The sequence below is a fragment of the Alteraurantiacibacter aestuarii genome (assembly GCF_039523595.1).
Taxonomy (GTDB): Bacteria; Pseudomonadota; Alphaproteobacteria; order Sphingomonadales; family Sphingomonadaceae; genus Alteraurantiacibacter; species Alteraurantiacibacter aestuarii.
In genome coordinates, this window is sequence record NZ_BAAAFP010000002.1 from 1,794,618 (window position 1) to 1,807,260 (window position 12,643).

Annotated in this window: 9 protein-coding genes; 3 read left to right on the forward strand and 6 right to left on the reverse strand. The window is 63.5% G+C overall.

What is annotated here, in order from left to right:
* Nucleotides 1–85 precede the first annotated feature (85 nt).
* The 5 genes from ABDZ98_RS12200 to ABDZ98_RS12220 all read right to left on the reverse strand — a co-directional run bounded on the left by ABDZ98_RS12200 (nt 86) and on the right by ABDZ98_RS12220 (nt 6,124).
* Entirely contained in the window at nt 86–1,024 is a 939-nt protein-coding gene (locus tag ABDZ98_RS12200; protein ID WP_343808324.1) for a D-2-hydroxyacid dehydrogenase, read from the reverse strand.
* The gene (gene cysS / locus ABDZ98_RS12205; RefSeq protein WP_343808327.1) at nt 1,021–2,511 is read right to left on the reverse strand and encodes a cysteine--tRNA ligase; all 1,491 of its coding nucleotides are present in this window, start codon (nt 2,509–2,511) and stop codon (nt 1,021–1,023) included. Before cysS ends, ABDZ98_RS12200 begins: the two co-directional genes overlap by 4 nt.
* Nucleotides 2,512–2,963: 452 nt before the next feature.
* Nucleotides 2,964–3,470 (reverse strand): DUF2939 domain-containing protein, encoded by a 507-nt coding sequence (locus tag ABDZ98_RS12210; RefSeq protein WP_343808330.1) that lies wholly within the window; start codon nt 3,468–3,470, stop codon nt 2,964–2,966.
* Between the two features lie 31 nt (nt 3,471–3,501).
* The gene (cobT, locus tag ABDZ98_RS12215; RefSeq protein WP_343808333.1) at nt 3,502–5,325 is read right to left on the reverse strand and encodes a cobaltochelatase subunit CobT; all 1,824 of its coding nucleotides are present in this window, start codon (nt 5,323–5,325) and stop codon (nt 3,502–3,504) included.
* 94 nt (nt 5,326–5,419) lie between these two features.
* Nucleotides 5,420–6,124, reverse strand: a complete 705-nt coding sequence (locus tag ABDZ98_RS12220; protein ID WP_343808336.1) for a DUF4197 domain-containing protein — start codon at nt 6,122–6,124, stop codon at nt 5,420–5,422.
* Between the two features lie 61 nt (nt 6,125–6,185).
* Here ABDZ98_RS12220 and ABDZ98_RS12225 point away from each other — a divergent pair, with 61 nt between their 5' ends.
* Both ABDZ98_RS12225 and ABDZ98_RS12230 read left to right on the forward strand, forming a co-directional pair.
* Nucleotides 6,186–8,351 carry a primosomal protein N' gene (locus ABDZ98_RS12225; RefSeq protein WP_343808339.1) on the forward strand — a complete coding sequence of 722 codons (2,166 nt, stop codon included), beginning with the start codon at nt 6,186–6,188 and terminating at the stop codon, nt 8,349–8,351.
* 115 nt (nt 8,352–8,466) lie between these two features.
* Entirely contained in the window at nt 8,467–10,053 is a 1,587-nt protein-coding gene (locus ABDZ98_RS12230; protein ID WP_343808342.1) for a tetratricopeptide repeat protein, read from the forward strand.
* 50 nt (nt 10,054–10,103) lie between these two features.
* On the opposite strand, the gene ABDZ98_RS12235 is transcribed toward ABDZ98_RS12230, so the two are convergent.
* Nucleotides 10,104–10,934 (reverse strand): bifunctional transcriptional activator/DNA repair enzyme AdaA, encoded by an 831-nt coding sequence (locus ABDZ98_RS12235; protein WP_343808345.1) that lies wholly within the window; start codon nt 10,932–10,934, stop codon nt 10,104–10,106.
* Between the two features lie 77 nt (nt 10,935–11,011).
* On the opposite strand from ABDZ98_RS12235, the gene ABDZ98_RS12240 reads away from it, so the two are divergent.
* Nucleotides 11,012–12,610, forward strand: a complete 1,599-nt coding sequence (locus ABDZ98_RS12240) for a S1 family peptidase (protein ID WP_343808348.1) — start codon at nt 11,012–11,014, stop codon at nt 12,608–12,610.
* Nucleotides 12,611–12,643: the final 33 nt, after the last annotated feature.

The following is a 12,643-nucleotide window of genomic DNA, read 5'->3' on the forward strand; positions in this document are numbered from 1 at the left end:
GATTGCCCCCCCTGAGCAGGCCCTTCCCCTAAAGGCCCTTAATCAAGGGCATTGCCTATCAGAGCCGGGGGCACAAGTCATGACGCTAATATCCGCGCAGCAAGTCCACCTGTGCGATCAGCGGTTCGCCAGCGTGCCAATGGGCGCAATTGGCCAGAAAGCGATCGGCCGCGCGCTGGCGGCTGGCCGGGGTTGGCATGCCCGCCATATGCATGGTGATATGGGCGCCGGGCACATCCCACAGATCATGGTCAGGCGGCAGCGGTTCAGGATCGGTCAGGTCGAGGATCGCCGCGCCAATCTGTCTTGCGCGCAGGGCGGCGCAAAGCGCGTCCTGATCGATAATGTCCGCCCGCGCGACATTCACCAGCACGGCATCGTCCTTCATTGCCGCCAGCACATCGGCATCGATCATGCCTGCCGTTTCAGCCGTGCCGGGCATGGCCAGCACTATCCAGTCGAAATCGCCGATCTGCGCGCGCCAGTCATCGGGGCCGAGCACGCCCTCGCCGCTCTGGCTGCGCATGGGGACGACTTCGACATTGAAGCCGGCCAGCATCCGCCCAACCGCCTGGCCGATGGCGCCATAGCCCATCACCAGCGCCCGGCTTCCTGCCAGTTCGCGTGATTTTGTGGGCAGGTCGATCCACTGGTGCCGGTCTTGCCCGCGGACGATATCGGCATAGCCGCGCGCCACGGCGAGCATGGACATCACCGCAAATTCAGCCACGGCATTGGCGTTGAGACCAGAGCCATTGGTCAGCACCACGCCGCGCTTTTGCAGGTCCGCCAGCGGCAGCCAGTCCACCCCGGCAAAGGCGGAGCTAAGCCATTTGAGGTCGGTCGCCCTGCGAATAGCCTCCATCGGGGCGGTCTTGTCGAACATGTCGAACCAGCCGAATTCCGCCTGCGGAGCGTACTCCACTAGCTGCTCGCCCGTTTCCCACCACAACACATCCAGCCAGTCGGGGATGCGCCCCGCCATCAACGGGCGGACGAGCGCGGGCAGAACGGCGCAGGTCAAAGCTTCCACTCCCACCCCAGCGGATCGCCGTCCATCACCTCCACGCCGCGTGCGGTCAACTCATCGCGCAGGGCATCGGAAGTGGCGAAATCCTTTTCTGCCCGCGCAGCCTTGCGCCGCTCCAGCGCGGCTTCGATTTCCTGTTCGGATATGTCAGCAGCCTTCGGACGGATGCGCAGGTCGGCGCGCTCCAGCGTCAGCACGCCCAGCCCCAGCACTGCATCCATGCAGGCAATCAGCTGCATCTTGTGCACCGGATCGGCCTTCTTGAGCGCCAGCACATCCTCGAACACGGTCAGCGCCTGCGGCGAATTGAGATCATCGGACATGGCCTCGTCAAAACGGGCCAGCATCGGCAGCAGCGCCCCGCCCACTTCGCCATGCGCATCGTCCAGCGTCCAGCCGCCTTTCGGCTCCTCCAGCGGTTCGTCCAGCCGCGCGCGCGCAGTGCCCACCGCCATCACAATGCGCTTGAGCCGTGTCAGCGCCGCTTCCAGCCCGTCCCAGCTGAATTCCAGCTCGCTGCGGTAATGCGCCTGCAGGCACATCAGCCGGTAGGCGAGCGGGTGATAGCCCTTGTCGATCAGCAATTGCAGCCGCAGGAACTCGCCCGCGCTCTTGCTCATCTTGCCCGATCGCTCGACCAGGAAGTTGTTGTGCATCCAGATGTTCGCGCCCGAATTGGATACGTCGGACAGGCTGCCGCAACCGCAGAAGGCCTGATTCTGCGCAATCTCGTTGGGATGGTGGATTTCGCGGTGATCGATCCCGCCGGTGTGAATATCGAACGGAAAGCCCAGCAGCTTGCCGCTCATCACGCTGCATTCCAGATGCCAGCCGGGCGCGCCCTTGCCCCACGGCGAATCCCATTCCATCTGTCGCTTTTCGCCAGCCGGAGTCTTGCGCCAGATGGCGAAGTCAGCCGCGTTGCGCTTCCCTTCGACGCTATCGATCCGGCCTTCACCCTCTTCGGTAACCGCCCTCGCCAGCCGTCCGTAATCGGCGACGGTCGACACATCGAAATAGAGGCCGCTGTCCAGTTCATAGCAATGATTGTCGGCAATGCTTTTCGCAAATTCCAGCATGTCGTCGATATAGTCGGTAGCAATCGACCAATGGGCCGGCTGGCGGATATTCAGCGCCTTCACATCTTCCCAATAGGCCTGCGTATAATGCTTGGCGATGTCCCAGATGGACTGCGCACGCTGGGCCGCCATCTTCTCCATCTTGTCCTCACCGCCGTCGCCATCATCCGTCAGATGGCCCACATCGGTGATGTTGATCACATGGGTGAGCCTGTAGCCCTTCCAGCTGAGCGTGCGCCCCAGCAGATCGGCAAACACATAGGCGCGCATATTGCCGATATGCGGGTAATTATAGACCGTCGGCCCGCAGGTGTAGACGCGCGCCTCACCGTGGTGGACGGGATGGAAGCTCTCCACCTTGCGGGTGAGCGAATTGAACAGCTTGAGCGATGTTGCAGTCATGGGCGCAGGCTTTGGCGGCAGATGCGGCTGGTGGTCAAGCTTCACGCGTAGGCTGACCTCGACACACCACTGTCAATCAGGAAAACTGTTGATGAAAAAATTTCATATTTGCTTTGACCCCCATTTTCAGGCACCAAAATTCTTAGGTTTGGGATTTCTTCATGACCAAGCCCAATTCAGACATTTCAAGGAAACGAGCTTCCAGTGGAATTTATTCCCTGGGTGTTTGCTCGCTTCTTGGCATGGATCATCAACACAGTTGTCGCGGCGGTTGTCGCAAGACGATGCGTTTTTCGCCGGAATTCATTCCGGGTGGAATGGGGGTCGTTTAAGCTGAGTTGGTCCAAGTCCGAGAAGTTTGCAAACACCAAATAGGGCACTCCGAGCAATCGCGAATTTGAATAGCGATTCTCGGAAGGATGAATCGTGCCCTATTAAAATTGAACTAAAGTTCATCGCGATCCCCTCATTCGCACCCCGACCAGATCCCAGTCGATGCCGTCGCGCTCGAACACCAGCACCGGCCCGGCGCTGCCATCTTCCCAGGTGGAGACTGCATCGAAAGTGCTGAAGCCGGTGCGCTCCACATCCCATTCCAGCTCCTGACCGCGGAACCGTTCGGGCACCAGCGGCACGGTGAAGGCGCCGACGGTCACCAGATTGGCAATCCCGCGCGGGGTCAATGCAACATCGGTGAGCCGCCCGGCAATCTCCCCGGCAACCGCGCCGCCCACGCGCTCCAGCAGGCCGCCGTCCTGCGTGCGCTCGGCAATCGCGCCTTGCAGCTGGTTGCCGGTGTCTTCGCGCAGGCGGGCAAAGTCGATCCGCTGTTCCAGCGCCGCCACATCGCCATCGCGCGCCGCATTGACGATGCCGCGCATCGCCATCCACGGCGAGACGAAATACCACGTGCCCGCCAGCGACGCCGCAAGCACCAGTATTGCCAGAAATTTCTTCATGTGATGCCTCTCCCAACCGCCGAGTTAGGGATCATTCCACCTCGAACAAGTCGGCCAGCTGTTCGATGATCGTGCCGCCCAGCTGTTCCACGTCCATGATCGTGACCGCCTTCTTGTAATAGCGGGTAACGTCATGGCCGATGCCGATGGCGACGAGCTGGACCGGGCTTTGCTTCTCGATCCATTCGATCACCTTGCGCAGGTGCGTTTCCAGATAGCCCGCGCTGTTCACGCTGAGCGTGGAATCATCCACCGGCGCGCCGTCTGAAATCACCATCAAGATGCGGCGATCCTCCGAACGGGCGAGCAGGCGTTCATGCGCCCACAGCAGCGCCTCGCCGTCGATATTTTCCTTCAGCAGCCCTTCGCGCATCATCAGGCCCAGGTTCTTGCGCGCGCGGCGCATCGGCTGGTCGGCCTTCTTGTAGATGATGTGGCGCAGGTCATTGAGGCGGCCGGGCTGCGCGGGCTTGCCTTCGGCCAGCCATTTCTCACGGCTTTGCCCGCCCTTCCACGCGCGGGTGGTGAAGCCGAGGATTTCCACCTTCACCCCGCACCGTTCCAGCGTGCGCGCCATGATGTCCGCGCTGATCGCGGCGATGGAGATCGGCCGCCCGCGCATGGAGCCGGAATTGTCGATCAGCAGGGTGACCACGGTATCCTTGAATTCCTGCTCCTGCTCCACCTTGTAGCTGAGCGAGTGGCCGGGGCTGACGATCACGCGGGCCAGCCGCGCGGCATCCAGCAGGCCTTCTTCCTGGTCAAAATCCCAGCTGCGGTTCTGCTGCGCCATCAACCGCCGCTGGAGCCTGTTGGCAAGCCGCGTCACCACGCCTGCGAGGCCCGCAAGCTGGCTGTCGAGATAGGCGCGCAGCCGGTCCAGCTCCTCGTAATCGCACAGGTCCTGCGCTTCCACGACCTCATCGAACTGGGTGGTGAAGATCTTGTAGTCGAAGTTTTCCGGCAGGTCCTTCCACGGGCGGTTGGGGCGCACGGGCATCATGCCCTCCTCACCCTCATCGCCGGGTTCACCCTCGGTCATTTCGGTTTCTTGTTCGACTTCCTGCTCGTCTTCACCCTCGCCGTCGCCTTCGCTGCCTTCGGCGGCGATTTCCTTCTGCTGGCCCTCCTGGTCGGACTGGTCGTCATCCTTGTCCTGATCGGTGTCGTCCTTGCCGTCTTCGTCGTCGAGGCCTTCCTCTTCGTCCAGCTCGTCCTCAAGCTCGTCCGACTTCACCAGTTCGAGGTGGCGCAGCATGTCGATCGAAAGTTTCTGGAACGCCTTCTGGTTCTCCAGCTGGGCGGAAAGCTGCTCAAAATCGTCGCCGATGCGGCTTTCGATGAATTCGCGCACCATTTCCACGCCGGCGCGTGCGGCTGGCGGGATCGGCTGGCCGGTCAATTGTTCGCGCAGCATCAGCGCCAGCGCGCTGTGGATCGGCACGTCCTCGGCGCTTTCGGCCCGGGCGATGGGGTCGGAGCGGGTCTGCAAATCGGTCTTGGCGCCCAGATTGGCGCGCATACCGGCATAATTGATCTCGCCAATCGCCTCATAGCGGACGCGCTCAACCGCTTCATAACAGGCGCGCGCTTCCGGCTCGGCTGGCATGGAGGTGCGGTGCAGCGCATCGTTATGATGGCGCAGGCGCAGGGCGAAACTGTCCGCAAAGCCGCGTGCCTCGCGCGCCTGTTCGGGCGGCAGGGCGCGCGCGGGCATGGGCACGCGCATGTTGTTGCCGTTCAGCGCCGGGGCATCGGCGGTCCAGCCAACTTCTGCCTCCGCGTCATGCGCAATCGCGCGCGCGGCTCCGGTCAGGGCCTGCTTGAAACGGTCGAGGGGGGATTCGTCTGCCATAATACTCGCTTTGGCGGGTGCTATAAGTGGCCAGCCGCGCCAGTGCTACCCCCGCATATAGGCCATCTGCGCGCAGCACATGGCAATCTGTTCGTCAGAGCAAGGCTCCGGCGCCGAAAACCGCGATCAGCAGCGGATCGCCGGTGGATTGCGGATCGGCGCGAATGGCCGATTCCTCGCGCCCGATCTCGTCCCAGATGACATTGTTGACCGTGCCGGAAAAGGAGTTGGCGACACCTGCCACGTCGACTCCGGTAAGCGATGCAAGCAATTGACCTACCAGCGGTTCCTGCGCGATGCGCAGCGCCTGCCCCACTTCGGGCACCATCGCCTGAACCAGCGCATCACCCATTTCTCCGCGCAGGAATGCGGTTGCCGCCGTGGGGCCGCCGCGCACCAGAGCCACGGCATTTTGCACGCCGATCACCCGCACCGCATCGGCCACCACGGGCGCGGCCCGGTCGGAGGCTTTCTCGGCCACATCGGCAAAGGCATTGTCGAGCCGGTTCTTGAACAGGGCGGAGGTGAGGATCGATGACAGCACATTGCCGCGATTGCCCAGAAAGCCCTCAAGGCCGATCCGCTTCACACCATCGTCCCAATATCCGCCATCGGCAGTCAGCCGGGCAAAGGCGCGGCTGCTGGAGAGGAACAGCAGCTGGCGGATCGCATCGACCAGGCTGAACCCGCCCATGCTGCTGCAACCGGGCAAGGCCAGCGTGCCGCCAGCCAGCATTCCCGCCAGCACAGTGCGGCGCCCTACAACCGGGCCAAACTGCGCCTTTTCGATAATCTTCACCGTGTTTCTCCTCTCGCGGCTTGCGGCAAGGCCCCAAGCCCGCCCATATCGGGCGTCACCCATGAAACGCGCTCGCCTGCTCATATTCAACGCCGCGCTCGGACCGCTAGACTATAGTGTTCCGGCGGGGATGGAAGTGCGCCCGGGAAGCGTGGTGATCGCGCCGCTCGGCCCGCGCCAGATCATGGGCGTGGTGTGGGATGCGGACCGCCTGCCGGGCACCAGCGTTGCAGACAGCAAATTGCGCCCGATCCTGTCCGTTCTGCCGATCCCGCCGATCCAGCCCCAGCTGATGCGCCTGATCGAATGGACGGCGGACTATTACTGCGCCTCCATGGCCTCTGTGGCGCGCATGGTGATTGCCAGCGGCGGCGCGCTGAAGGGGCCTGCCACCATGACCGAATATCGCCTGTCCGGCGGCATGCCAGAACGCATGACCCCGCAGCGTGAAAGGGCGGTCGGCGCGCTGGAGGGCGAACAAGCGACGATCCGCGAACTGGCGGGCCTTTCGGGCGTGAGCGAAGGGGTGCTGCGCGGCCTCGTCAACCAGGGCGTGCTGGAACCGGTGGAGGTGGATTGCGACCGCCCCTACCCCCGCGCCCGCGCCGATCACGCCCAGCCCAAGTTGAGCGCCGACCAGCAGGGTGCCGCCACGCGCTTTGTCGAAGCGGTGCAGGCACAGGATTTCGCCCCCTTCCTGCTGGATGGCGTGACCGGATCGGGCAAGACGGAGACCTATTTCGAAGGGATCGCGGCAGCACTGGAAAGTGATCGGCAGGTGCTGGTGCTGCTGCCCGAGATTGCCCTGACTGAGGCCTTCCTCAGACGCTTTGAGGACCGCTTCGGCGCCGCTCCGGTGCTGTGGCATTCTTCGCTCAAATCTACCGAGAGGCGCCGCGCATGGCGGGCCATCTCCTCGGGCGAGGCGCAGGTGGTGGTGGGTGCCCGCTCGGCCCTGTTCCTGCCCTATGCCCGGCTGGGTCTGATCGTGGTGGATGAAGCGCATGAAATCAGCTTCAAGCAGGATGACGGCGTGCGCTACAATGCCCGCGACGTGGCGGTGATGCGCGCCCGGTTTGAGAAGATCCCGGTGATCCTGGCCAGCGCCACGCCCGCGCTGGAAAGCCTGCACATGGCCGACAGCGGCATTTACGAAAAACTCGTGCTTCCCAGCCGTTTCGGCGGGGCGCAAATGCCTGATATCAAGACGGTAAACCTGACCGAGGAGAAACCCGCCAGCCAGCACTGGATCGCCCCGCCCCTGGTGGAGGCGCTGAAACTGCGGCTGGAGCGCGGCGAGCAATCGCTGCTGTTCCTCAACCGGCGCGGCTATGCTCCGCTGACGCTTTGCCGCCATTGCGGCTTTCGCTTCCAGTGCCCCAATTGCAGCGCCTGGCTGGTGGAGCACCGGCTCTCCAGCCGCCTCGCCTGCCATCACTGCGGACTGGAAACCGCCCCGCCAGACAAATGTCCCGAATGCGGGGAAAGCGATTGCCTTGTCGCCTGTGGCCCCGGGGTTGAGCGCATTGCCGATGAAGTGGCAGAGATCCTGCCCGACGCGCGCATCGCCGTGGTCACATCGGACACGCTCAATTCGCCGGAGAAAGCCGCCGCCTTCGTGCAACATGCGGAACAAGGCCTGATCGATGTGATCGTGGGCACGCAGCTGGTCACCAAGGGCTTTCACTTTCCCGAACTGACTCTGGTGGGTGTGATCGATGCCGATCTTGGCCTTGAGGGAGGCGATCTGCGGGCAGCGGAGCGGACCTATCAGCAGGTCGCGCAGGTGGCCGGCCGTGCCGGACGCGGGGCCAAGCCGGGCGAAGTGCTGATCCAGACACGCCATCCCGAAGCACCTGTGATTGCCGCGCTGGCCGCTGGCGACCGCGACGCCTTTTATGAGGCTGAGACCGAGGCCCGCCGCCACGCCGGCGCCCCGCCTTTCGGGCGCTGGGCGGCGATCATCGTGTCTTCCGAGGATGACGCCGAAGCGCGTGAGGCAGCCAATCGCATTGGCGCCACCCGCCCGATGCTGGACGATGTGCAGGTGCTGGGCCCTGCCCCTGCCCCAATGGCGCTGCTGCGCGGGCGCTACCGATACCGTCTGCTGCTGAACGCAAGGCGCAGTGCCAATTTGCAGGATGTGATCCGGCAATGGCTCTCCGCCCTGTCCTTCCCCCCCGGTGTGCGCGTGGGCGTGGATATCGATCCATACAGCTTCGTGTGATGCCCCCTTGCCACGCCGCATATAATTTCAGCTGAAATCAGCTGTTCACCTGGGGCAAGATAAGGCTAGGATCGTACAAATTTTGTCGAATCGCATAGAACTGGGGATTGAATTCATGCGACTTTTCTTCGCGGCGCTGACCGCAATGATCGTTTCCGCACCTGCCGCCGCGCAGGATTGGTGGGTGGCGGAAACCAATAATTTCATCATCAAGTCGCAGGATAGCGAAGAGAACACCCGCCAGTTCGCTGTCGAGCTTGAACGCTTCGACATGGCGCTGCGCACCTTGCAGAACATGACGATTGGCGAGGAACAGCCGACGCCTGCCACCAAGCTGACCGTCTATCGCTTCGGCGACACGGGCGACATCGGGCGCATGGCCGGACAAAGCGGCGTGGCCGGCTTTTATATCCCGCGCGCCGGCGATTCGGTTGCCTACACTCCCGCCCGCGCCGAGCGCCGCCGATCGATGAGCGTGACCGACACCAGCCGCAACCGCGCCCGCGCCGCACGGCTCGATGAGGTCAGCGTGCTGCAGCACGAATATGTCCATTATTTCATGATGCAGAATTTTCCCGCCGCCTATCCGGCCTGGTATGTGGAAGGCTATGCGGAGCTGCTCGCTACCGTGCGCTTCAACGATGACGGTTCGTTCCATGTCGGCGATCCGCCGCAATACCGGGCCGCGCAGATCTTCCGTATGAGCCAGTTCCAGTTGGAAGACATGCTGGATCAGGAACATGATCTGGCCGGACGTGAAGCCTATCAGTTCTATGGCACTGGCTGGCTGCTGGCCCATTATCTCAACTTCAATCCCGAACGGCTGGCCCAGCTCAACGAATATCTGATCGCGATCGGCCAGGGCGAACACTCGCTGGAAGCTGCCCGCCGCATTTTCGGTGATCTGCGGGCAATTGACCGCGAGTTGCTGAGCTATCGCGATGGCCCCTTCCCCGGTCTGGACGTCAATCCGGCAGATTATGTGGAGCCGGTAGCAGAGATGCGGCCGATGACAGCGATCGAACAGGCGCTGATCTCTGACGAGATGCGTCTGCGCCGCGGCGTGGGCAAGGACGAATCCAAGGATCTGGCCAGTCGCATCCGCCGCGACATGGCGTCTTTCCCGGATGATCCCCACGCCCTGACCCTGCTGGCCAGCGCGGAATATGGCGCGGAAAATTTCGAAGCGGCAGAAGCCACCGCCAGGCGCCTGCTTGAAGTGGACCCCAATTCCGTCGAGGCCAATCTGATCCTGTCCTATGTTGCGATTGAGCGGATCGAGGATGATCCCAGCTGGATGGCGGCGGCGCAGGATTTTGCCGGCAAGGCGCTGGCAGCAGACATGGACGATCCGCGCCCGCGCATCGCCTATTACTACAGCTTCGTGGAAGCAGATCAGGACCCGCCGGAAAGCGCCATCATCGCGCTGGAGCAGGCTTTCGATACCGCCGGTTCGGATGCCGGTTACCGTATCCTGCTGTCCCGCCAGCTGTTGGTGGAAAACCGGCTGGATTCGGCCCGCTCGGTGCTGCTCCCGATATCCTTCCGCGGTTTCAATCCCGATTCCGGCCAGGATGAAGAGGATGAGGACGAGCCGTCGCTCAACAAGATCATGGACTTCATCGCCGAGGGCAATCGCGATGCGGCGCTGACCATGATGGACGAGCTGATCGACGACGAAGATGATGAAGACGAAGACTGATCTTCGCTGAAATGCCAGATCTTCGATGAAACGGCGGGGCGGCTGCGCGTTCATTGCGCCGCCCTGGCTTCCCGGCGCAGCAGTTCGCGCTTGATTGCCTCGCCCCAGGCATAGCCACCCAGAGACCCGTCTGCCGCAATCACCCTGTGGCACGGCACGATCACCGCCACCGGATTGGCACCATTGGCACCGCCAACCGCGCGGCTGGCCCTGGGATTGCCGACAGCCGCTGCTATTTCCGCGTAGGACCGCGTTTCGCCTGCGGGAATGGCGCGCAGCTGTTGCCATACGCGCTGCTGGAACGGCGTGCCGCCGGTATCGAGCGGAAACTCTGCCGCAGTCGAAGGCTGCTCAATCTGCCGCTGGACATTCTCGGCCAGCTGCGCCGGAATGCCGTTCAGTACCAGTTCCGCATTGGGGAATCGCGCCTGCAAATCGCGTTCGCCCTCCCCGAAGGCGAGCCTGCACAGGCCCTTGCTGGTGGCTGCCAGCAGCACCGGCCCCAGCGCGGTATCGATAATCTGCCAGCCAATCCGCACGCCTGCCCCGCCTTTGCGCCATGCGGACGGCGTCATGCCCAGCCGCTTCTGCATCGCTTCATAGAAACGCGCCGGGCTCTCATAGCCTGCTATATATATGGCATCGGTAACCCGCCCGCCCTGCTCCAGCGCGGCCACGGCCCGTTCCTCGCGAATCGCGCGGGCGAAGGCGGCGGGTGAAAGCCCGGTCACACGCTTGAACACGCGCTGCAGGTGCGCCGGGGAATAGCCAACGCTGGCGGCCAGCTCCTCCAGTCCGGGCGCCTTGCCCTCGCAATCGAGCATACGGGCAGCCCTGGCCACTTTCTGCTCCATCTCGCTGCCGGTATCAGGATTCGTCATACGGGAATGATAGGCGGATGCGGATGGAATGCTTCTCGAATCTTGCGCTTGACCCTGATGGCTGTGATGAGGGGTCCATGATCCACGCCGTCACCTCGCGCATTGCCCGTTTCGCTCGCATGGTCGCGCTCGTGCTGCTGGCGCTGGCCCCGTTCATGGCCGTGCCTGCCGCTGCCGATCCGGCCGATATCGATGCCGCCGCGCGCGGAGTTGTGCGGGTGATCGTGGTGGGCCGCGACGGTGAGCAGATCTTCCCGATCAGCCATGGGTCCGGCTGGGCGGTGGATGGCGAAACCATCGTCACCAATGCCCATGTCGTGGGCGAGGCTGTGAATGACAGCCGCCTGTCGATCGGCATTGTGCCATCCGACGGAGGAGAGGCGGTCTATGCCCGGCTGGTGTCTATTTCCCCGCGCAACGACCTGGCCCTGCTGACCACCACCAGCCCGCTGCGCCTGCCACCGCTGACGATTGCCGGTAACCCGCCGGAGAATGGCGGCATTGTCACCGCCATCGGCTACCCCATGAATGTTGATCAGGCGCAGGGCCTCAACCAGGAAGACATCTTCCGCGCCCAGCCGCCGGTAACCAGCCAGGGCTTCCTGTCCGGCCGCCGGCCCAGCGTGGAATTCGACACATTGCTCCACACCGCCCCCATCGCGCGCGGCAATAGCGGTGGCCCGCTGGTGGATACGTGTGGCCGCGTGGTCGGCGTCAATTCCTTCGGTGCCGAAAGCGCCGGGACCGAGGCGGAGTTCTTCTTTGCCGTCAGCGTGCGCGAGATGCTGCCGTTCCTGCGCGCCAACAACGTCAGCCCGCGGATCAATTCCATGCCCTGCCGCAGCCTGGCCGATCTGGAAAAGGAAGAGCGTGAGCGCGAACAGCGCGTGCAGATGTCAGCCCAGCAGCAGGCCGAGGCGGATGAGAAAGCCCAGGCCCAGCAGCGCGAGGATATGCGCCGCGAGATCGAATTTGCGATTCTGGACGAGCGATCCAACGGCATGGCGCTCAGCCTGTTGCTGCTGGTCATCGCCATGGGCGGCGGCGTGTTCGCCTACGATGCCCATCGCCGAGGCGATCTGCGGGCGCGGTCCATCGGCGGCTCGGTCGCGCTGGCGGCCTGTGTCGGTGCCGCAGTCTGCTGGCTCAGCCGCCCCGCCTTCGAGCAGGTGGAGGAGCGGCTGGAAGACCGACTGCGCGAGGAAATGGCCGCGCAGGACGTTGGCGTGATCGAAGCGCCCAGCAGCAACGGCCACCTGTCCTGTTCGCTCAACCCCGCGCGCAGCCGCGTGCTGGGCGCACCGGTAGAGAACCTGGCCATTGAATGGACGGATGACGGCTGCATCAATGCGCGCACGCAATATGGCCTGATCGACGGCGAGTGGACCCGCGTACTGGTGCCTGGCACGGAAGAGGCAGTCTCGGTCAACCGGTTCGATCCCGCCAGCGGCGAATATGTGGTCGAACGCTACCTGCTCGACCGCGAACGCATGACCAGTGCCCGCACCGCGCGGGCAGAATTCCAGGCCCCAGCCTGCGGGGTAACGCGCGATGTCGCCGTGCAATTCGGCAGCCAGCAGGCCGCGATCCTTTCCATGTTGCCGCAAAGCCCGAATGAGCGGCTGGTCTATTCCTGTGAGAGTATTTCAGGCAGCGAAGCGCCCGCCGGGGAGTAAGCTTTCCCAACCCCCGGCTTGCATCCCCGCCAC

Excerpts from the sequence above, each read along its gene's own strand:
- cysS (WP_343808327.1), bottom strand. The coding sequence starts at position 2,511 with ATGACTGCAACATCGCTCAAGCTGTTCAATTCGCTCACCCGCAAGGTG.
- ABDZ98_RS12210 (WP_343808330.1), bottom strand. The coding sequence starts at position 3,470 with ATGAAGAAATTTCTGGCAATACTGGTGCTTGCGGCGTCGCTGGCGGGC.
- cobT (WP_343808333.1), bottom strand. The coding sequence starts at position 5,325 with ATGGCAGACGAATCCCCCCTCGACCGTTTCAAGCAGGCCCTGACCGGA.
- ABDZ98_RS12225 (WP_343808339.1), top strand. The coding sequence starts at position 6,186 with ATGAAACGCGCTCGCCTGCTCATATTCAACGCCGCGCTCGGACCGCTA.
- ABDZ98_RS12230 (WP_343808342.1), top strand. The coding sequence starts at position 8,467 with ATGCGACTTTTCTTCGCGGCGCTGACCGCAATGATCGTTTCCGCACCT.
- ABDZ98_RS12235 (WP_343808345.1), bottom strand. The coding sequence starts at position 10,934 with ATGACGAATCCTGATACCGGCAGCGAGATGGAGCAGAAAGTGGCCAGG.
- ABDZ98_RS12240 (WP_343808348.1), top strand. The coding sequence starts at position 11,012 with ATGATCCACGCCGTCACCTCGCGCATTGCCCGTTTCGCTCGCATGGTC.